This window comes from Mycobacterium sp. SMC-18, from assembly GCF_045310895.1.
Classification (GTDB): Bacteria; Actinomycetota; Actinomycetes; order Mycobacteriales; family Mycobacteriaceae; genus Mycobacterium.
In genome coordinates this window covers 1-21,115 of record NZ_JBJIAL010000062.1, presented here as the reverse complement: position 1 = coordinate 21,115, position 21,115 = coordinate 1, and the positions used below count along the sequence as shown (strand labels likewise).

At 63.1% G+C, this 21,115-nt stretch carries 14 protein-coding genes and 1 pseudogene; 3 read left to right on the top strand and 12 right to left on the bottom strand.

What is annotated here, in order from left to right; genetic code table 11:
- A pseudogene (locus tag ACJH6J_RS28325) lies at nucleotides 1-669 on the bottom strand (hypothetical protein); the annotation flags it as partial.
- A 472-nt stretch (nucleotides 670-1,141) separates the two neighbouring features.
- On the opposite strand from ACJH6J_RS28325, the gene ACJH6J_RS28320 reads away from it, so the two are divergent.
- Nucleotides 1,142-2,671 (top strand): serine aminopeptidase domain-containing protein, encoded by a 1,530-nt coding sequence (locus tag ACJH6J_RS28320; RefSeq protein ID WP_234789599.1) that lies wholly within the window; start codon nucleotides 1,142-1,144, stop codon nucleotides 2,669-2,671.
- On the opposite strand, the gene ACJH6J_RS28315 is transcribed toward ACJH6J_RS28320, so the two are convergent.
- From ACJH6J_RS28315 to ACJH6J_RS28280, 8 genes are all read right to left on the bottom strand, one after another.
- Entirely contained in the window at nucleotides 2,616-3,887 is a 1,272-nt protein-coding gene (locus ACJH6J_RS28315; protein ID WP_406774594.1) for a hypothetical protein, read from the bottom strand. The genes ACJH6J_RS28320 and ACJH6J_RS28315 overlap by 56 nt on opposite strands.
- Nucleotides 3,888-3,984: 97 nt before the next feature.
- A complete protein-coding gene (locus ACJH6J_RS28310) occupies nucleotides 3,985-4,944 on the bottom strand; it encodes a glycosyltransferase family 4 protein (protein ID WP_406774595.1) in 960 nt (319 codons plus the stop codon).
- Nucleotides 4,945-5,189: 245 nt separating this feature from the next.
- A complete protein-coding gene (locus tag ACJH6J_RS28305; RefSeq protein ID WP_244872546.1) occupies nucleotides 5,190-6,317 on the bottom strand; it encodes a glycosyltransferase family 4 protein in 1,128 nt (375 codons plus the stop codon).
- Nucleotides 6,318-6,328: 11 nt separating this feature from the next.
- Nucleotides 6,329-7,225 carry a hypothetical protein gene (locus ACJH6J_RS28300; protein WP_234789732.1) on the bottom strand — a complete coding sequence of 299 codons (897 nt, stop codon included), beginning with the start codon at nucleotides 7,223-7,225 and terminating at the stop codon, nucleotides 6,329-6,331.
- A gap of 50 nt (nucleotides 7,226-7,275) precedes the next feature.
- Nucleotides 7,276-8,481 carry a glycosyltransferase family 4 protein gene (locus tag ACJH6J_RS28295; protein ID WP_082934830.1) on the bottom strand — a complete coding sequence of 402 codons (1,206 nt, stop codon included), beginning with the start codon at nucleotides 8,479-8,481 and terminating at the stop codon, nucleotides 7,276-7,278.
- Nucleotides 8,478-10,286 (bottom strand): O-antigen ligase family protein, encoded by a 1,809-nt coding sequence (locus ACJH6J_RS28290; RefSeq protein ID WP_406804875.1) that lies wholly within the window; start codon nucleotides 10,284-10,286, stop codon nucleotides 8,478-8,480. The genes ACJH6J_RS28295 and ACJH6J_RS28290 overlap by 4 nt, the downstream gene beginning before the upstream one ends.
- 53 nt (nucleotides 10,287-10,339) lie before the next feature.
- Nucleotides 10,340-10,918: a hypothetical protein gene (locus tag ACJH6J_RS28285; protein WP_406804874.1), complete on the bottom strand. Its 579-nt coding sequence runs from the start codon at nucleotides 10,916-10,918 to the stop codon at nucleotides 10,340-10,342.
- Nucleotides 10,915-12,420 carry a lipopolysaccharide biosynthesis protein gene (locus ACJH6J_RS28280; protein WP_064860124.1) on the bottom strand — a complete coding sequence of 502 codons (1,506 nt, stop codon included), beginning with the start codon at nucleotides 12,418-12,420 and terminating at the stop codon, nucleotides 10,915-10,917. The genes ACJH6J_RS28285 and ACJH6J_RS28280 overlap by 4 nt, the downstream gene beginning before the upstream one ends.
- 339 nt (nucleotides 12,421-12,759) lie before the next feature.
- Here ACJH6J_RS28280 and ACJH6J_RS28275 point away from each other — a divergent pair, with 339 nt between their 5' ends.
- On the top strand, nucleotides 12,760-14,022 hold the full coding sequence (locus ACJH6J_RS28275; RefSeq protein ID WP_064860136.1) for a glycosyltransferase family 4 protein: 1,263 nt from the start codon (nucleotides 12,760-12,762) through the stop codon (nucleotides 14,020-14,022).
- Nucleotides 14,023-14,044: 22 nt separating this feature from the next.
- On the opposite strand, the gene efeO is transcribed toward ACJH6J_RS28275, so the two are convergent.
- Nucleotides 14,045-15,211, bottom strand: coding sequence for an iron uptake system protein EfeO (efeO, locus tag ACJH6J_RS28270; RefSeq protein ID WP_082934829.1), 1,167 nt, complete (start codon nucleotides 15,209-15,211; stop codon nucleotides 14,045-14,047).
- Nucleotides 15,212-15,662: 451 nt separating this feature from the next.
- Between efeO and ACJH6J_RS28265 the strand changes: the two genes are divergently transcribed.
- A complete protein-coding gene (locus tag ACJH6J_RS28265; protein WP_131808814.1) occupies nucleotides 15,663-16,853 on the top strand; it encodes a hypothetical protein in 1,191 nt (396 codons plus the stop codon).
- Between the two features lie 45 nt (nucleotides 16,854-16,898).
- Here ACJH6J_RS28265 and ACJH6J_RS28260 read toward each other — a convergent pair whose 3' ends face one another.
- Together ACJH6J_RS28260 and ACJH6J_RS28255 are read right to left on the bottom strand one after the other, a co-directional pair.
- Nucleotides 16,899-20,147 carry a beta-propeller fold lactonase family protein gene (locus ACJH6J_RS28260; RefSeq protein WP_406804873.1) on the bottom strand — a complete coding sequence of 1,083 codons (3,249 nt, stop codon included), beginning with the start codon at nucleotides 20,145-20,147 and terminating at the stop codon, nucleotides 16,899-16,901.
- Nucleotides 20,148-20,436: 289 nt separating this feature from the next.
- A partial coding sequence (locus ACJH6J_RS28255) for a hypothetical protein (protein ID WP_406804872.1) occupies nucleotides 20,437-21,115 on the bottom strand: 679 nt, incomplete at its 5' end.

Below are 21,115 nucleotides of genomic sequence, written 5' to 3'. Positions count from 1 at the left end.
TCCTCGTCGTACTTCTTCGGCATGATGCGAACTACCTTCCCTCGAAAGAAGGTGTGCATCAAACTCGGGGCGGTTCATCCTGACGACGCCGGCGAGTCGCGAAACGTTTGTGGCTGTGGCGGATCCACTTGTGCCGCCGCCCGGCCCGATGCCCGAACCGTTTGCAAGGTCGTACGTGATGCCACCCCAGCTGGTCGAAATGGTTCCGCCGGACGGCTGCGCAGCACCCCAGAAGTCGTACGAAACAGGGGGATTCGCGGTCCAGTCGATGGAGATCAGCGCATGGTCGCTGCCTGTGTTGGGCAGTGCACCTGCCGGTAGACGCACCGCGGTGGGCAATGGGCATGGACACCAAGCTTGTGTGCATCGAACGGAGACGACCGGCGACGAGGCCGATGCGTTGTAGATCGGTATTCCGAACTCGTTGAGATTGGCGACGTGCTGGCCGATGCTGAGTCTGGCGACGATGGCCGCGGAGTTGCTTATCAACGCCGGGTTGGATGTGATGGCGCTGTTCCACACGCTTGTGCTCGCGAATGGGCGGCCTGCGGCCCCCGTGAAAGACGATTCAGCACCTGCCGTCGGCGCGATCAGTATCGCGGTGGACGCGATGCTCACCGCTCGAGTCAGTGCCGTCCACGTTTTTGCACCCCGCCCCTTGGTCGTCATGTCAAACCCTCTAAATTGTCGATGATGGCAAATGTTCCGGGTTCAGCGGACTGTGGTCCGGGCGACATCGTGCTTTCGCCGCCAAACAATACGTTCCGAGAGTTGAAACTGGTGCGGCAGGCTAGTCACGATTTGGCTAAAACTGCTGTCCATAAGCGCACACTGGTGTTGTCGAGCCCAATTTCGTCCACTTCGCAACGGGGGGTTGGACGTGCGCGACAGACGGCGGCGATGACGCAATAGTGTGCACATACATGTAGATTGGGCAAATACTTTTGTTACCGGGGGCGCGGTGGATGGGCAGACAGGGCCGGAATCGGCCATGAGGGGGAAGCCGACGTGGTTCGGACCAGAGCGATCGCGACTGTTTGGCGTTGTGCATTCGCCTGAGGGTGGAGCTGCGCGGGCGGGCGTGATCATCTGTCCGCCGCTCGGCAGGCAGCAGCTATATTCGTATCGAGGGTTGAAGTTGTTGGCGCAGGAGTTGTGCGCCAAGGGTTTTGCGGTGTTGCGGTTCGATTACCCGGGTACCGGGGACTCGACCGGAGCGCAGTCTCGCGACAGTGCTGTGACGGACTTTGTCGAGGGCGTCCGAACCGCGGTCGACTACATGAGGTCCGCTGGGGTTCAGCGGGTATCGCTCGTCGGCGTGCGAGCCGGCGCACTGCTGGCGGCTGTGGCCGCCGAGTCGGTTGCCGGGCTCGAGTGCGTGGTCCTGTGGGACCCCGTGACCGATGGTCGTCGGTATGTGCGCGAACAGCAGTCGCTCTACCGGGTATCAGTTTCCGATGGCGGCTCGGACGAACTGCCCGACGAGGTAGGCGCAGTACAACTCCTCGGCATGCCGTTGTCGTCCGCCGCTGCTGCTGAGTTGAGCGCTTTGAAGATGCCGAGTGTGGTCAACGCTGCTCGCCTGCTGGTGCTGACCAGACCGGAATATGTCGGTGACCGTCGGCTCGCCGGCCTCGACGTCCAGGCCTGCGAAGCGCAGGTGATTTCTGGGCAACCGGAGTTTCTCGAGCCGCGAAGCGTGTTCTTCAAAATCCCGACGGATACGGTGGCTGCGATCGAGAAGTGGATGGATGCGAACAGCGCGTCGGAATCGGTACCGTTTCGTCCTGGCCTGCTGGGTTCCGCCGTCGTCGAGGTGTTGCCCGACGGTCGGGAGATTGTCGAGTCGTTCGTCGAGCTCGGGCCTGACCGGTTGTTTGGCATCAGAACTGCAATCGCCGGAACTCGTGAGGACGGTCCCACTGTATTGATCCACAACACGGCTTGCGAACATCGTGTGGGCTCAGGGCGGATCTGGCCAGATTCAGCGCGGGAGCTGGCGACGCTAGGTGTCAACGTGGTGCGCTACGACCGCCGCGGTGTCGGTGAGACGGGTATCGCGAACGACCAATACACCGGGATCCATTCAGCAGCCGCTCAATCTGACGTGACGGCTGCCGTCCATGCACTGGGGGTGCCGTCTCGCAACCTGATGATGACTGGGATCTGCTCCGGTGCATGGAATTCCGCGTACGCGGGTTCGCGATATGGCGTGCGTCTGGTGGTGCTCCTGAATCTCCTGCTGTATTCGTGGCGGCGAGTCGATGGTGTGGCCGAACGCTTCGCATACATGGCCGAGGCACCCGACAACCCACCGCGACTGAGACAGCGGACGTGGGAAACCGTCAAGAAACTGCTACGGGACGACCTGCCATATCCAGGCTGGTTGCTTCTGGGACACTTGGGTTACACGCAGGCTCCCGAAGTGCTGATGACTCCCCTTATGAAAAAGGGTGTGCGTACTGAGCTCGTCTTGTCCCCATCTGACTACGAGTGGTATCAGGCGCATCGTGGCCCAATTGGGGCGAATCGACTGGCACGTCGCGGGTCGACGCCGAAGCTGACCGCCGTGCCCGGCGGGGATCACGCTGTCCTACATCGCGGACTGCAAATATTTATGCGGAAGTACTTGGTGGATGCGGCGCGACGAGAATTTTCCGCGTCGCCGTGACGGCCGCGGTCAATTCCGCAATTGCGGAGCCGCTCTTCTTGCACGTACGCGCCCGCATGGCGTCAGCCCGATGAGCGGCAGCGGCCAGTAAGACGTACAGCACATAATTTGCGCCAAGGATTCGCCAAAATGCCGACGAACGAAGAAGATACAGGCCCACGGCGCGCCACGGCTGCCCGCCTCGGATGAGATTCTCGGCATCGTAGGGAAAGGCCTCAACTCGAGTTCCCGGCACCGCGGTCCGTTGTCGAGGACACGCACTGCTGATCGCGGTGGCATAGAGAAACGCAGCGGCGGTATCGACCTTGTCCTGCTCAAAGGAAAGCATCGGGCCGTAGGGCCGGAGGTTGAGGTCGATCAGCCAGTGTTTCCCGGCCGCATCACGGATGCTCTGTAGATTGATCGGCCCGCTGAGATTCAGCGCCTGACAAAGCGCCCGGCCGACGCTGAGCAGAACTTCGTCATTGACCACTTCGAAAGCCAGTGGCGCACACGTCGGATCGGTGGGGAGTTTGACGGCCTGATGAGTCATGTCCTGGACGATCTGTCCCTGGAATACCGCTCCGGCATACGACACGATCTGACCCGCGACGTATCGCTCGAAGAAGCAGTCGCCTCCGAGATCCAACCTGGCAACGGCAGATTCGATGTCGCCGATGGTCCTCGCGATCACCACGCCCGCGCCTGACGCTCCCAGCTTGGTCTTGACGACGAGCGGTAGACCGAGTTGCTCGGCCGCGTCGGTCGGCGTGACCGCGCACGCCGCCAATTGCTGGGGAGTCTCGATTCCCAACGCGGCGGCAAAAGATGCGGCACGTGATTTGTCACTGTATGTCACCCTGCGTCGAACATCGTCGGCCACTGCCGCCGGCAGGCTGTCATAGAGATCGTCGGGCAGGCCCACCATCATGGGTTCCGTCAGGAACACCTGCGCCACGGTGAACGGCTCGAGAAGTTCCGGTAGATGTTCCAATTCCTGAATGTCCGGCAGGTAGTAGCACCGCGCATAGAGCAGCGATTGGACAAGACGTTCGAGCCTGCCGGCCGTGGCGGTGGTGATTCTGATGGATGGAATGCCGTTGCGGCGGATCAGGGCCGCTACTTGATGGAAACTGTGCCAGAGCGAGTCGTGGTCGAGGAAGACGAACACGCCGGATTGCCGGCGGGGCGGCGCGCCGCGGTGGCCCCGTGACCGCACATTAATAGCGTCACTCACGGCACACCCGGCCGATCTTTTCAGTGGATTCGCTGTGTGGTCTCGCGAGAATAGCTCACGGTGAGCTGCGATGGTGGCTTGTGGGCCAATAAACTGCCTAGACCTTGGCGAAGAGTGCCCGCAATACTGCCGTGGTAGAGGCGATGTCGAATTGCTGTTCGACGAGGCGGCGTCCGGCGCGGGCGTAGTCATCGAGGACGGGGCCGGACGCGATCAGCCGTTCCAGGGTGTCACGCAGGCTCTGTGCGTCCGCCGGCCTTGCCAACAGCCCGGTCTGTTCGGGTACCACCAGTTCCGGGATTCCCGACAAACTTGTTGACACCGTTGGTATTCCGCTCGCGAGTGCCTCCATAAGGGCGACCGGCAGGCCCTCCATCTGGCCGTTGGCTGCGATGATACTCGGCAACACGAACAAGTCCGCGTCCGCCAACGCTTGCTTCACTGCTGCCTCGGACTGTCCGCCTTGGAACCGGACGCGCTTTGAGAGACCGAGCTGTGCCGCCAGCGCCTGCAATTCATTGTCCAGCGGTCCATTGCCGATCAGATCGAGTTCGATCCGATCGACGCCGGGCCCGCCGAGGGACAGTGCGCGGAGGAGCACCTCGTGGCCCTTGTACTCCTGAAGTGAGGCCACACACAGTGCCCTGATGGCGCCGCGTTCCGGGATGGTACGGGGGCGGAATTGGTATGCGGCGGTGTTGATTCCGCAGTGGATCACCTGCACCGGGGTGACGGTGTACTTCGACAGTAGACGGCGGTTGTACTCGGACACCGTGACGATGAAATCGGCGCCGTCGAGTTTGCGGCTCAGCATAGATTGGTCCACGTAAAGGTCGTGTGCGTGCACGGTGACGCTGTAGGACACACCAGCCAGGCGTGAGCAGATCCAAGCGGCCAAGGCGGGATATGTCGCGTAGTGCGCATGGATATGCCGTGCCACGCCGGATGCGTGCAATTCTCGGGCATGAGCGGTGGCGATCGGGACGGTAGCCAAGGCGCGCAGCAACAATGCGGGCCGTCGACCGTAGCCGCGCACGATGTCGGCCAGAATCGACATGGTGATCAGCGGGTGGTGCAGGAGTGCCCACGACAGGCCGACAATGCTTCGCCCCATGCCCGGCTGCGCCAGTTTGTCGACCCATGGCCGCGCGATGTCGTGGACCTGTGGGTCAGGAGACGGGAACAACGACCGCAGCCCGACGTCCCGCTCGTCCCCGGTTGCGAGGGCGTCGAGCTCGCGGACGATGAATGTCTCCGAAATGATCGGAAATCGCGACACCAGGTAGTCGATCGCCTTGGCGCTCAACGCTTACGCTCAACCAGATCAGAGTAGAGGTTGCTGAGTCGGCGGGCCCACGAACTTGACGAGAATTCGTTGCGCGCGCGCTCGATTGCGTTTTGGCCCAGCGTTTTTCGCAAGTCAGGATTGTCCAGTAGTCGATTCACCGCAGCGGCCAGGGCTGCCGGTTCATTGGGCTCGAACAGCAGCCCAGTTCCTTCATCGAGGATGATGTCGGGGATGCCGCCGATGCGTGATGCCGCGATGGCCTTACCCGACGCCGACGCCTCGATCAGGACAGTGGGCAGATTCTCGCCGAACGTCGATGGCAGCAGCACAACATCGGCAGCGCGGTAGACGTCCGGCATGTCTGACCGAACGCCGGCGAACACGATCGACTGCTCCAAGTCGGCGTCGCTGACCAATTTCCGGAATGCGGCCTCGTCGGGCCCACCGCCGACGAGTGAAAGAATTGCGTCGGGGTGTTTGCGCAAAACCTGCGGCCACGCCTCTATTGCCACCGGGATGCCTTTGAAAAAGCGGAACGCTGCAGGTAACACGACGAGCGGCGCGGGGCCACCGCCCAATTCCGCGCGAACCGCGGGCTTGACCTCCCCGGGCTGAAAGTTGGTTACGTCGATTCCGTTGTGCAGCACATCCCAGTTTCTCGGGATGCGCCCTCGGCGGTGCACGTCTGCCCACGATGTACGGCTGGCGTCGGAAACGAACAGCACTCGATCGCCAAGCGTCGCGGCTTCAGCCGCGATCTGCTCGCGCCAGTGCGCGCGGCCGGGCCAGCGCTGCGTGACGTGATGGAACGTACATACCACCGGACGGCCGGTCAGCTTCGCTGCCGGCACCGCGAAGGTTGCCGCCATTTCAAGGTGCGTGTGCACGAGATCGTAGTCACCCCTGCGGATCTCGCGCACCAGGCGGGGAATACCGGTGGGATCCAGCAATCGGCGTACACCCAGCGAGTGAGGGTGCACGCCGGCTTCGGACAGGATCGCCATCGTCTTCTCGGCGTTGACCGAGGCACGATCGAGGCCGACGACGTCCATCTCGACCTCGGTGTCGCGCATGGCGACGGCCAAGTGCGCCAGCAGCGTTTCGGCGCCACCCATCCGGAATCCATCGATCAGGGTCAGCACCCGAATCGGCCTCATTTGAGTACCCGTAGTTTCTTCCAGGGGATATTCGTCATTCCGTCGTAATCCCATTGCAGTCCGGCTGCCGCGTATGTTTCCCCAACAGTTCCGGGCGCGGCGGAGTCATCGCGTTCGAAGCTGACACTGAGGGCGGATGCGCTGACGTCCATGATGTAGGCGCCGTATCGCTGCAGAGCCTCGGCGACGAGGCGCTCCGCACGAGTAAGGTTCAGGCTGCCCAAATCCAGGCTCGGGTCCAGCTGAACCCTGGCGCCCTCGGGCAGGCAGTCGGACTTTGTTGATTGGCCGTCGGTCTTCAACGCCGGTGGGCGAAAGACCTTGGCGCATACGTTGTAGCTCTGCATCGCGAGCGCATGGGGGATCGAGCCCTGCGCGATCTCTGCGACGCGAACCACACCAGCCAACCGGGAGGCGCCCGAACCTGTGCTGGCGCCGCCCCAGCCGGAGCCGTCGAGGCTGTTGACGGCGGCGAACCCGGTCGTCCACGAACCGTTGCCGGGCTTCGCGAGCCAGAACTCGAAAATGGTCCGGGATGCCGGGTCAATCACCACCATGGCGCCGTCCGAGCCCTCCTGCGGTCGCGCCCCGTCGGGGATCGGTACCTGAAGGCCGTCGAACGGGCAATGACCCCATTCGGGGATGGTGCACGGGACGGTGTATCGGGGCGTTCTCGGGCCGGCGGTATATATCGGTATGCCGAATTCGATGGTCGAAGCATTCGCGCTGTGGTCCCAGGCCACGGCACTGATCATCGCGGCGCTATTGGGGTCGACAGGAGCATCGGCCGGGATGAGCGTTCGGAACGGGCTGTCCGCAGCAAACGGCTGGGCAAAATCTGATGCACTTGCTGTGACATGCGAGGTGATCGGGGTCGTGGCGAGACTCGCCACCGCTACTCCGATGCCGATGGCGGCGGCCCGCCGTCGCAATCGCTTGGTCCTCATGGCTCGCATTCTGTCGACCCGATCAGTTCAGTGGCCGCCGTCAATTCATTGCTGATCGCGGCTGCTGCGACAGCCCAGGAACGTTGCACAGCGGCTCTCCCGGCCTCCCCGAGTGTGGCCGCTGACTGGGGATTCTGCAACAATTTGAGGATTGCTGTGGCGAGCATCGCAGGGTCGTTCGGAGGCACGAGCAGGCCGGTCACTTCGTCTTCGATAGCGGCCGGTAGATCGCCCACGGTGGTGCCGATGACCGGACGACCGAACGTGTACGCGAGGTGCGCGACGCCGCTTGCGCTGGCTCGGATGTAGGGCGTGACAACAACCCTGGCGGAGTCGAAGAGGTTCTGCACTTCATCCATCGCGCAGTAGCCAGGACGGGTTTCCGCGCCGACTGCTGCAGCTTTGGCAATCAGTTCGGGGCCGTTCACGTCGGCACCGATCGCCCCCGCGATGACCAGGCGGGCGGTCGGCATGCCGGTCTTGACCCGGCGAAAGGCCTCGATCAGGACGTCGATGCCTTTGTAGGTGGTCCAGGTGCCGAAGAACAGCGCGATCGGTTCCGTTTGGGTGACCGGTACCACGGGGCGGCCTCGATTGATCACGCCTGAGTCGCCGTGCGGAATGACGACGACGTCGCAGCTGGGCCGCCAATGTTCCATGACGATCTGCCGGGTCCGCGGACCGAGAACGAAGGCAGCGTCCATGTGCCGCCACGCGGCGGCGAACGATGCCTGCAGCAGGTGTCCCTGCTTCGGGGTGCTGGTGTCCTTCGCGTCGGATCGGGGGAGCGGTTCGTGGGCGACTATCGCGAACACTGTGCGCGGCAGCAGCTTGCAGATTGCGACGACGAACCACGGTTCGAAGGTGAACCGCCACTGCGAGAACAGCACGGCGCGCGGCGGCCGCCGGCGCAGCTTGACCGCCAGCGTCAGCCAGGCCAGGACAAGCCGACCCGCGCGCGTGCCACGGCGTAACAAGTAGTGCAAACGGCCACCGGCGTCGTCGTTGTCATTGGGGTGCCAGGTGGGCAATACCGAGCGGACCAGAAATCTGGCTTCCTCGGAGGTGATTTCGGGGTCCGGACCGGTCCACAGCTCAACGTGTTCGCCACGGTCCGCCAGCGCCGCCCCGAGTTGGGCAGCGAATTGGAAGAGGCCGCCCGACGGGGAAAATTCGACCAGCACCGTGCGGTTGTCCGTCACGCTGGTGCTCCAGCGGACTCGTGCTCAGCCTCGGTCGGCAGTTCGGGATTGCTGACCCGGAAGCGGCGGGCAAGGAGACCGATGGCGAGTCGGGTGAGCACCATGATCACCAGACCCCAAACCGCGGCGTAGACGATCGTCACTTTGGACCGCAGAGATACGGGCTCCAGCTGTACATCGGTTATCGCCGCGATGCTGTACTGCATGTGACCAACGTTGTCATCGATACGGGTACGCGCCACCGCCAGCGCGTTGGCAAGGTTTCGTCTCGCGGCATCGCCGTCGGAACCCGTGACGGTGAAGGTCAAAATTCCGCGGACCGGGTCGACGTCGATCTTGGCAGGGGCTTCGGTGTTGTGCATGACTTCGGCCATCGTCGGCAGGAACGCTGTGCGAGCACGGACGTTCATGGCGTAGGAGGACCACCCGTCTAGTCGGCCGGCGGGCACCACGATCGCCTTCTGGGCGGCCTGCACTGCTGGCGTGGTCCTCGTCAGCATGGTGACGCCGGCGGCTGCGGCGCCGGCGATCACCGCGACCATCCACGTTGCGGTGGTCCGTAGCATCCGCCGTTTGATCGCAGTTGGTACCGGCTCGGCAGGCCCGAGTGCGCAGGCCAGGGCCAACACGATCGCGAACGAGCGGAAGTACGCGAGGTGCAGGAAGATGCTGGCGACCGACCAAGTGACGACGCCGGTCAGCGTCGCCGCTGCCAGTGCCCGATCCACCGAAATGGGGTCCGAAGAGATCCGCAGTGCGAGGATCGTGAACACGCCACCCAGCATGATCAGCCAGGTGATCAGGCCGACGACGCCGGATTCGGCGAGCAGTTGCGCATACAGATTGTGCGGGGCCACGAGTCCTTCGTGAACCGCGGTAGACACTCTGTCGGTGTAGAAGGGGACTTGGCCGCCGAACGTAGCCGGTCCGAAACCGAAGACGGGCCGTTGCTGAAACATCTGCCAGGCCATTTCTTGTGATGCTTGGCGGCCGAGTACAGACGGATCGATATCGTACTTACGGTCGGCGCTGAACAAGTCGCTTCCCAGCGCGATGATGCGGTTGCCGATGCCAGGAATTACAAACGCCACTGCGATGGCAAGGGGAATCAATGCGAGCTTGGCCGGCTTGCCCGAAGCGATGAACCACAACACCACCGCGAGACCAGCCACCAGCAACGTGCCGCGCGATTGCGTGAGGTAGACGGCGATCACCATGGGTACGGTGGTGAACAGCCAGAACAAACTGAGCAACTGGTTGCCGGCGAGGCGACTGCGCTGTGCCAATGCCCAGCCCATGGGAAGGCCGAGGACCAACAGGCGGCCCCAGAAATTCGAGTCACCGTAGGGGCCGCCGAAACGCTGGGTTGTGATCAATTGCCCTTGTGCTTGCGAAATTGAAGCGAGCCCACCGAACGTCAGATGTCCGCCGCTCAGGTAATTGACAATCGTCAGAATCGACAGCACCGCCAGGGTGGCGGCCACCGCCATCGCCACAGTCCACGGCTTACCGGTGGCTTGGGTGAGTACGAGGATGATCAGGAGATAGACCAAATCCACCACGGATCGCCATAAGACGCCTTGTGATGCGGTCAGGTCTACAGTGCCCACCATCGCGATCAGTTGACCGGCCAGGTACACGCCGACGAGGGCCACACCGATGGCTGTCCAGCGATTGAGTCGTGCTCGGGATTCAGTATCACGTAGGGCGAAAACGACCGCGACCGCACCCAACGCCATGCTGGTCTTGAACAGCGGGGGTTTTGTGTACTGCGCAGCGACCTCGGAAATGTTGGCGATCTCCATGACCACCATGACCACGAGGACGCCGACGATCCACCGCGTGGACCAGGCCTCGGTTACGCGGTGCCGCGGCGCGCGCGTAGCCATGTCACCCCGATACCGACCACGGCGCCGACGATGAGGCCGACGATGGCGCCGATCAGGATCAGCTGGATCGGTGACGTCGCCATCTCCACCGCGCTAGGCGGCGAGATCACGCGGAGCTGGAACGGTGCCGAAACCGCCTTGACCTCAGGCGTGGCTTTTTCGAGCAGATCGGCAACAGCGGTTTGCGCCGCGTGTTCCGACGGTGCGTCGGCCGTGATCGACACGATGGTTGTCTCCGGTACCGCGCCTGCGGACAACGTCAGCTTCGACGGGTCGACGCCCGCTGCTGCGGCGGCGCCTGCCTGCCAACGTGGATCGGACAAGACCGTCGCCGCCGTGCGCGGAACCTGTCCCTGAGTGAGCACCTCCCAATAGGCCGACGAATCCGCTGTCGTCAAGTCGGGCCCGGGAACCAGGGCCACCTGTGCAGTCGCGCGATAGGTCGCTGAATTTAGCAATTGGGTGCCGGCGACTCCGCCCAGGACCCCGCCGATGATCGCGAGGATCGCGACAAGCGGGTTCAGCCACAGGCGTTTCGGACGACTCATGGATGGCCCTTTCGAATCATTATCGCCAGCCGGTTGACGACTGGCCGAACCAGCTGAGGTGCGGTGAGACACAATGCCGAAGCATAGATAATCATGCCCAGTAGAACCAGAACGGCAAGCTGGATCGGTGCTGGTAGACGGATATGCAGAGCGTCGATACCGAATAGCGCGGCGCCCATCGGGACAGCCGCGGCCAACGGGCGGCCGATCACCGAGAGAACCGATGCCCACCCTAGGGGAATCACCTTGCGAACAACGATCATTCGGATCACGAAATGCACGACTTCCACGCTGAGAAGCGCGACGGCCACCAACGTGGCGCTGTGGCCCGCAGCCCACCAGACGGGCCCGATCAGCAGCACGAGCCGGGCAGCATTGATGGCTGTCAGCAGGCCGGGGCGGCCCGCCGCTTTGAGGACGTCTCCCGCATGAAAGGAAGCCGAGTAAACCGTGGTGTACAACGCCAGCACCACAAGGATATGCGTGGCGGCGGCATACCGTGTGCCGTACATCGTTTCCAGTAACGGTCGCGCTGTGGCGGCCAGGCCGATGCCCATCGGGATTGTCAGTGCGACAACCACACTCAACGCCTTCTGATACTGCGCCGACATCGCCCGCCGATCGTGTTGCAGGCGCGACATCGAACTGAACAGCACATCGCTGATGACCGAGCACAGACTGAGCACGACCAGCTCGGGCACTCGATACGCCAGTGTGTAGAGGCCGAGTTCGGTTGTGCCGAGCCGGGTTCCGATGGCCAGGTAGTCGACGTTGTAGATGGCGTACGCGAGCAGTGTGACTCCGGTTACCGGGATGCCGAATCGAAGTAGCGCCCGTGCTTCACTCAATTGGAATCGCGGCGCCATGAAGGTCGGAGCGCTCCACCAGTACATGACCGTGGTGATCGAGACACCGGCAATCTGGCCGTAGACCAGGCTCCATACGCCGTGGCCGGTCGCCGCGAACCAGATGGTCAACGCTGTCTTGACAACGGCCCCGACGAACTCCGGCATCAAGCGTCGCTGAAAGCTCAAATCGCGTCGCATCCAAGACAGTGGGACGACGCCGAGTGCCGAAATCCCTAGGGCGACAGCAAGGACCTGAATGAGCGGCGCGATGTCTGGGTGGTGAAGCAGGCGTGCGGTGCTGCTCGCCGTCGCGGCGAGAAGTGCACCGGTGATGGCGCCTATTCCGATCGAAAGGGTCAATCCGGTCGGGGCGATTCGTTTCCACGGGTGGTGAACCTGCACCAGCGCTGGGCCGACGCCGAGATCTTTGACGTAATCGAATAGGTTGACCAGCAACAACGCCAAGGCGAAGACGCCGAATTCCTCGGGAGTGAGCAGGCGGGCGACGACGATCGTCATCAACAGCGTGGAGCTCTTGCTCACCGCAAAGACGAGGTAGTTCCAGATCGTCTGTTTGCCAAGATTCGCCGCTTTGGCTGCCGCGGACTCCGGAAATGTGTCTTCCGGCGGATCGGCCGAGACTGGTTCCGTCACACTTTCCCTGACGGTCGCCGAATTTTCTGACAGCCCCGGTGCTGCGACCCTTCGCGCAGACGTGTGGCGTCCCATCACTTCGATCACTCCATTCAAAAGCGCTGAGACTGTCTAGCGCGATTTGGGGACGAGCTATCCTCCGGCGTGTGGTCAGTGTATTCGGAGGAGTCGAAGACTTCGCCGTCGGGGACCCACTTTCTGTGCGCTGGTCGATCATCTACATGTTTGCTTAAACTGCATCCTTGCGGTGCTTGTGTCAGGCTACCGCCGTAAGGTGGGGAACACTTCCGCTGCTGGTGTTGGGTAGGGGCGGCGTAGCGAATCGAGGCAGGTGCTGTGGTGTCGGTGACTCTGGTCAGTGCCGTCGATCCGTATCCGACCGATGCCGGCAAGAAGGTGGTGCTGGCGGGTTTCCTGGAGTATTTCCGCGAGCGGTTCGGCGCGGGCAACGTGCATTACCTGCTCGTCGGCGGTCGCGCCCAGCAGGCGTTTCCGGTCACCCTGCATCCACTGCCGCGCCCGAGCCGAAGGGCGGCGCTGACTGCGGTGTCCACCCGCCTTCCGTTTGGACGATCGACCCTACAGGAATCTTTGCTGTATTCACCAGATGTGGCACGCGCAGTAGCTGCAGCGATAGCCCGCATCGGCCCTGATTTCGAAATCTATGACACGATTCGCATGGCGCAGTATGCCGATGCGGCGCGTGCTGATTGGCAATTGTGTTATTTGGATGACCTATTTTCCGAGCGATACGCAGCGATGCTCGATGCGGGCAATCGGTACCCGGATGTGACGATCCGGCCGCTCGGCAATTTCGAGCAGCATGTGCCCGGCCCATTGCGGCCGCTGGCCGACAGCAAGTTGCCGCAGCGGATGCTTCTGCGAATGGAAGGTTTGCTGGCTCGGCGCAGCGAGGATCGCGCGGCATTGCGGTTTCGTCGCAATCTGCTGGTGAACGACGGTGAAGCAGCCCGCTTGCGGGCTCGAGTCGCGCACCGCGGAACTGCCGACGTGATGGCGGTGCCTCCGTTGGTCAAGCCGCCGCCGTACCGTGCGCGCCAATACGGTGGAGCTCCGGAATTCGTGTTTGTCGGGTTGCTGTCACTACCGCACAACGAGGATGGCGTGCGTGCGTTCCTGACTGACGTTTGGCCTTTGGTGCTGGGCCGGATGCCGAAAGCGCGGCTGCGGATCATCGGGCGAGACTGCGGACCGGAGCTGGCCGAAATCGTGGGGCGGCAGGGCGAGTCCGTGACGCTGGAGGGATACGTCGCCGATCTCACCGAGGTCCTGTCATCGGCGGCAGGCTTGGTCAATTACCTGAGGTTCGGATCAGGTATCAAACTCAAAGTCATCGAAGCGCTGGGCCGGGGATTGCCTGTGGTGTCCACGAATATCGGTGCCGATGGGTTCGCCACCGGCACGGAACACGGGGTGCTGGTGGCCGATCAGGCCGAGCAGTTCGCCGAGGCCCTCTGTGACCTGACTGATCCTGCACGCAACCGCGCGGTATCGGAGGGCGCCCGTGGACAATTCGGCACGATGTACGCGCGCGACGCCGTCTTCGCTTGCTACGACCAGGCTTTCGCAATAGGCCGGTAATCGCGGTGGTCACCGACAGCGCTCATCGCGAGGCGGCAGTGCTGGGCACTTGGCCGACCTCGATGTTCAACGCGTCGATCGCGCGCGAAAGCTCTTGCCGCTGGGGCTCTGCCACCCTGTCGTAGGGTCCGAAGCCTAAGCCGCCGTTCCACTGCAGTCTGTCCAGCAATCCTTGAACGTTGGCAAACGCCTGGTCGATGCGCTTGCCGAGCTCGGGACTACGTTGGTCGACTTCCGGCCGTACCGAACCCACCCCGACGCGGCAACCGTCCACGCCGGCCTGAACGTCCCACAAATCGGTGTGACTGAATATCTCACCGCCACCGGTGATGGCTTCCTTGGCCAATGTCGCCAGCACGGTCTGGGCGCCGTGAACCACCTCGTCGGCGCTGACTGCCCATTCCGGACTCGTCAGACCCGAATCGAGCTCTTTGACGTCGGCCAGTAACTTGTCGGCCACCGCGTTGGTATCAGGTTGTAGGCCGCTCAGCCAGAGATCCCTTTCCAGCCGGTGGAAGCCGGTCCATTTGTCGTCTGGATGCACTTCGGCCGGGCCGAGGTCGATCCGAGTCTGGAGGTTGTTCGGAAACCGCTGTGCGACAGGCGCAATGCGCTCGTAGTACGTCCGTGCCGTTGGGTACAGGTCCTGAGCGCCGGTGACGTCCCCCTTCTTGACGGCGCCGACAAGGGCCGCTGTGGCGGTCACCAGGGCGCCGGTCTGGTTGCTGACGTATCGCTTGTAGCTCTGCTCGGCCTCGTCCTGTCGGTCCGCGGCAATGGGGTTTCCGTCAACCTTGAAATCGGCGCTGATGCCGTCGCCGATCAGTGCGGGCTTGCAGGCCGTGAAGTAGTAGCCGGGTTCGTTCAGGGCCACGGACAGGTTTCGCTGCTGCCCCGGCTGAATGTTGTGGACGTCACCCAGCACCCGGGCGCCGGCACCGTACAGGTAGAACTCGGTCACTTTGGTGCCGTTGTTCGTGACAACGAAGTCGGTCCGGCCCGTCTCGGTCGAGGTTTTTGACAGCGTGCATTCATGATCGGTTGCAGCCACCGTGATCTGGTGGGGCCCTGGTTTGCCGTCGGAGGCCGGTGGCGGCGTGGGTGCGCACCCGGCCAGCGACACCGCGACCAGGCTGAGCAACACGGTGGCGGTCCCGACCGCCGTGGCATCGTTCGCAGCACGGGTCATTTGGGAGGCCTTTCGTGACTGGTGGGGCTCAAGGCGAGTAACGCCGGCCGATCATCGGTAACAACAACCTAGCCGCAAAGCTGTGGCGATACGCGCAAGTGTTCCTGCACGGCGACATCAGCTGCCTCCCGGCCGGTCCCGGTCGCCAGCTTGGCATTCTGCCGCACCGGCGTCGCCAACTCGCGTCGACCGATCAGAGCTCCGTTGCCGGGGCGATTCGGACGTCGCTGTCCGCTGTTGACGCGGAGTGCCGAGACAACGAACGAATGGTATGTTTTGTCGTGATGTGGCATTTTCAGCAAACGTAGCGCCGCATCCCGCACGTCCTCGGTTCGACGTTTCCGGGAGCTATCCGGGCCGACCCCTTGGCGCGGGGTGCTCAACCCGGACCGGGGTCGGTGGTGGCACGGCAGTTGATTGAGTCCTTGCACGTTCGCTGGAAAGAAGACGCTTGAGTACCCGACTGAATCCACGGCTCTGGATCCTCGTGGCGTTTGCCGGATTCTTGTTGGTCAGCAACTCCGCTCTCGGCGCACCGCCGACCCACGATTCGATCGACTACCGCGAGATCGCGAGCGCGGCACCCCATCTGCCCCATGGCCACATCGGCTCGGCCTATACCGGCCGATTTGTCGTCCACTACACCGTCGGGCTGTTTTCCTGGGCCACGGGGCTGCCGCTCGGCGCGGCATACGCTGTAGCCCTCGCGGGGGTGCTCGTGGTCCTCGGTGCGGTGATTCTTGCGCTGCTTCAGAGTTGCTCGTTGGGCGAATTCAGCATTGCCGCGGGCTTATTGGCTCTCAGCCCGTATGCCCTGCGGCCCTACCTCATCCAGACGAGCATGCTGGGCGATCTGGTATTTGTGATCGGGCTGGGTGCGAGCCTTTACGGCGTTCGCAGCAGACGGGTACCTCAGGTGTTGGCCGGCCTGGTCGTCGCGGTTCTCGGGCGACAGAGCGCGATCGGTGTCGCACCGGTGTTGGCGCTGTGGGTCTTGCTGGATCCGGCCTGGCGGTCATCGGTATCGATCCGCGTGCGCGTCACGATCGCTGCCGTCGCGGTCGTCTTGACCACGGCGCTCTACAGCGGAGTCAGAGCGTTTACCGCTCGCTTCACCATCCCTTACGAGCCGTCCCTCCTGCACGACTCAGTCCTGAAACGAATCGCCGACTTACCCGCTGCCGCTTCAGAACTGATCACCCACGCTGCGCGCACCATGGCCCCGTTGATCGTGCCTGTCGCCCTGATCATCGTGCTCGTCATCAGCCTCGGGTGGCGCCGTGTGACGTTCCGGTGCTGGGGTTCACTGGTTGTCGCAGCGTCATTGGTAGTTCAGCCGTTGATGATCGATCCGGCCTGGACCGGGTTCGCACACAATGAACAGCGCTTGGCCGCGTTGGCACTGTTGCCGCTGTCGTGCGCTGCTGCCGATCTGCTGGGTCTTGCACACCGCAGTGACATGCCGCGGAGCCGAATCCTGATCACGGTGGGCCTATTGGCCATCGGCTCGCTTCATCATGAGTTCAGCGTCGTCGGGCCGACGTCTCTCGGCACGTTTCTTGCCATCCAGTTCGTCGTCGCGGTGGCAGCGTGCTGGTTGGTGCTGCAGACGAAGCCCACCGCGACACCCGCTCAACCATGATGGGATCAGTCAGCCGTCACTCCCAGTCGCATCGCGCCGGATCCCTCATGCCGGGCTGGCGCCGTTCCACGTGGCCAGGAATTGCAGTGATGTCCACGGGATGTGACTCATGTTGTAGTAGTCCCATGCGATGCCGGCTCCGGTGTATGCCGCATTTCCGGGGTCCAGTTGGCCGATCAGCGCCAGGGGAGCGCCGCCGGCATCCCCGATATACCCGCCGTACGTCTGCAAGGTCTTAGCAATGACCTTCTCTCCGGCCGTAATTCCCGGAATCGCATCGACGTTGATCGACGGGTCGAGGATGAACCGGGTTCCCTGGGGAATGAGCGGCGTCGACGCCAACGCATCGGATTTCACGGCTGGGTAGACGTAGGAATTCGCCGCAAAGGACGACGAGAAGAACAACGCATGGTTGAGACCGGTGTTGTTCGCCGCCGCAGCGCTGAACTCGTCGGCCATGACGATTCCCGCCAGCCGCGAGAACCCGGTGGCGGTGGCCGAACCGGACGTGTCAATCCCGTTGCCGGTCAACGAAGTCATGCCGCCCCACGATGCCGACCAGGTATTCGACGTTGCGTTGTACTTCGCCTGCCACAGGCCGAATACCATGTTGGTGACTGGGTCGACCACGACGAGATGACCGTCGCTGCCCGTAGGAACGGGGGTGCCGAGCGGAATCGGAACCTGATACGTCCCGAACGGACTGGGCCCCCAGGCCGGGGCATTGGTGAACTGGATGGTGTAGCGGGGCGTGTTGGCCGTGACCTGAGATGCCTCGACCACGCTGACACTGTAGGCGTTGATGTCGAAGACGTGCTGACCCCCCGAAATCGCAGCGGCCCACGCTGCCGAATTGGTGTTGAGTACCGCTCCGCCTGATATCGCGTTCCAGAGCCAGGTCGCTGAATTGAATTCCGGCACAGTCGGTGTCGTCGGGGTGGTCGTGGCGAGGATAGGCACTGACACCGACACCGTGGCCGACAGGCTGCCATCACTGGCAGTAACAGCGAACACCGCGGTCTTGGCCCCGTCAGCCTGTCCGGCGGCGATTCGGGCAACAGATGTCGGGGTGAAGGTGTAGTTGCCCGCCGAAGTGACCGTGACAACGCCGGCAGTGGGCTGAGTGATGCTATAGGTGAGCGAATTGTTGTTGGGATCAACGAAGTTCAGCGTGCCACTGACTGCACCGCTGGCCGGGTCGGGTGTGCCCACCGTGGGAACTCCGGCAACGGGCGGACTGTTGAGGTTCAGCACCCGGACAGCGTTGTCGGCCATATCGGACACGTAGAGCTGCCGGCCATCCGGGCCGGATGCGATGCCGTGCCAGTTCGACTCTGGCGCGCTGTCGATGGTGAGAGCGCCCACCACCCTGTTGGTGCTGATGTTGATCACAGACACCGTGTCTGTGGCATTGGCAGCAAACAGCATGGTGCCGTCGGGGCTCAGAGCGAGACCGAGGGGCTTGCTACCCATCTGGATGGTCGACACCGACCGCGCTGCCACGGTGTCGACCACCGACACCGAGTTGCTGCCGTTGTTCGTGACGTACACCTGGCGGCCGTCGGCCGAGACAGCCACTCCGAAGGGGTTGCTGCCCACGGCAATCGAGGCCACCGTCTTGTTCGTTCCGGTGTCGACCACCGAGACCGACTTGGAATTCCAATTTGCGACATACAGCCGGGTTCCGTCGGCCGAGAGCGCCATCGCGCGCGGGCTTTTACCAACCGAAATCGTGCTCAGCACCTTCGGGGTCGCTGTCGAGGTGTCGATCACGGTTACCGAATTGGTTCCCGAGTTGCTTGTGTACAGGCGTTGACCATTCGCGGACAACGCGATGCCGTAAGCCGTTCCACCTCCGGTATTCACCGTCGCCACAACGGAGTTCGTGGTGAGGTTGACCACCGACACTGCGCCGTTTCCGGCCACATACGCGCGGCTGCCATCGCTGCTCAGCGCAATCGCCGAAGGCGAGCCGACAACCGGGATGCTGGTCACCGCGCCGGTGGTCCGATCGATCACTGACAATGTGGAACTGCCCGAATTGGCGGCATACACCTTGGTGCCGGATACTGCGAGCGCGACCGGGCCGGTGCCCACGGTGGTGGGCGTTGCCGACGGGACAATGGTCGCGGGTAAGACTGGCACGGTGACGGTTACCGATGTCGAGGTGGAGGCGTTGCTGACGGCGACTGTGAAGGTGTCCTTGGTGGCTCCGCCCGCAAGTCCGGCGAGCACTCGGCCGGCCAGACTCGGCGTGTACGTGAATGCGCCCGTCGCGGCGTCAACCACAACGGCTCCGCTGCTCGCTGTCTGGCCGGAAAGCTTGTAGCTCAACGTGTTTCCGGCGGTGTCTGTGCCGTTTATCGATCCAGTCACCACGCCCGTAGTCGGGTTCGGCGACGTCTGCGTGGGTGATGCCGTCGGCGGAGCCGTGACCGCCACCGCGGTCAACGGTCGAACTGCGGCCGTTGCGGCGACGGTAGTCGCCGCCGTCTGAGTCTGTTGGCGACGCGTCCAGGCCAGCAGGCCCAACTGCGCAGCCGAGTCGAGCGGTACGAGTGGTGTGTCCATTGGTGCGGTGGGGCCGACAGTCAAAGTCCCCGCGCTCAGATTTGTGAGCGGCGTGGTTGTTGTCAGAGAGGTGTTGTAGTGCGAGACGGCCAGTCGGTCGATGTTGGCGCCTCCGGCCACGACAGGCGATGGTGCTGGGGGCGCCGCAGCGGCGGAGGACTTCCGGGCCGCGGCTGAAGCCGCTGCCGGGCGCGGGGCGGCACTGCCATCTCGCGACGGCGTGGACGCGGTCGAGTTCACCACCGGTCGACTGCTCGGCGAATCGTCGTCGTGGCCTTTTGGGGCACTGCCGGCGCCGCGGGGCCCGGGCCGCCGCTTGGCGGGGGTGTGAGTCTTATTGGGTGCCCCGACCCTCTGGCTGCTTGTCGTCGGCGCGCCGACGGATGCGGATTTGGGCGGATTCGACGATGTCGCACCCGAATCGGTCTCTGCCGTTGCGATACCCGGCACGGCGGCGATGGCCATACCGACCCCGAGCGCAACAGCCAATGCCCCTACGCGTCCGATGCCCAATCCGATGTCCATTTGCCCGGCCTTTCGACGCTGCATGCGGTTTTGAGCTACGAGGTCCGCAGTTGTCGCAACGATGATGGCGAGCATTGACGGTGGTGTATCGAGATTCGCAAACAATTCCAAAAGTCTGAACCACGCTGCGCCACAACAATATTCGCCATAATTTGAGAAATTGACGTAGATGACGAGAAGTGTGCAGTACGCAGCCAAATCAGACCATGAGTATTTATTTGCTAGGACGTCAGTTTGATTTCAATCGGACCTGTTGGTCGGCGTGACGGCGGCGGCGGCGACGTGCAGCGCACAATCTGGTACTCGCTTTTGCTGAGACCGCGCTGGCGACCATCACTGCCGGTCACGTAGATAGGCTGCGCCTCGGCGCGGCTGATTCGTCCGGACCATGGGATCAACGGCCGTGAAGAGGCCTGGTCACCTGAGCGTAGGCGGACTGTTCCTAGTCGACGTCGCGCGAAGCACGAAATTGCGAACCGATACGGGTTCAGCTCGCCAGCACTTGCAGACTGCTCCATGGGATGTCGGGCATGCTGTCGTAGTCCCACCGCAAGCCAGCGGACTGGTATACGGCACCGATCGAATTCGCGGCCGCCGTGGTGTCCCGCTCGAAGCTTACGCTGATCGACGATCCGCCCCTGTCCATCACGTAGGCGCCATAGGTCTGCAGCGCAGTGGCGACGGTACGTTCGGCTGGCGTGAGACTCAATGACGCGAGGTTGACCGATGGGTTCAGCCGTACGCGCGCGCCTTCGGGTATGCAATTGGTTGCGGTCGAATTCCCGTCGGTCTTGAGTGCGGGGGCGCGATATATAGATGCGCAGACGTTGTCGGTCTGCAGTGCCAAGGCGTGGGTGATGCTGCCCTGTTGAATCTCGGCGACCCGAATGACTCCGGCGAGTCGCGATGCGCCCGAACCGGTACTGGCTCCGCCCCAGCCGGATCCGTCGAGGCTGTTCACCGCACCCCATGAGCTCACCCACGAGGCGCCGGACTGCCTGGCTTGCCAGAACTCGTAGATGTTGCGGCTGGCTTCGTCGATGACCACCATCGCACCGTCCGATCCTGGAGATGGAACTGCGCCAGACGGGAGAGGAATTGTCAATACCTGTGGATCGGCTTGTTTCAGGCGACCTCCGTTCCAGTTGATTCGGTCGGTGCCGAGT

Bases quoted from the DNA above. Each gene is read 5' to 3' on its own strand.
- ACJH6J_RS28285 (WP_406804874.1), bottom strand. From the start codon at position 10,918: ATGAGTCGTCCGAAACGCCTGTGGCTGAACCCGCTTGTCGCGATCCTC.
- efeO (WP_082934829.1), bottom strand. From the start codon at position 15,211: ATGACCCGTGCTGCGAACGATGCCACGGCGGTCGGGACCGCCACCGTG.
- ACJH6J_RS28290 (WP_406804875.1), bottom strand. From the start codon at position 10,286: ATGGAGATCGCCAACATTTCCGAGGTCGCTGCGCAGTACACAAAACCC.
- ACJH6J_RS28310 (WP_406774595.1), bottom strand. From the start codon at position 4,944: ATGTCGATTCTGGCCGACATCGTGCGCGGCTACGGTCGACGGCCCGCA.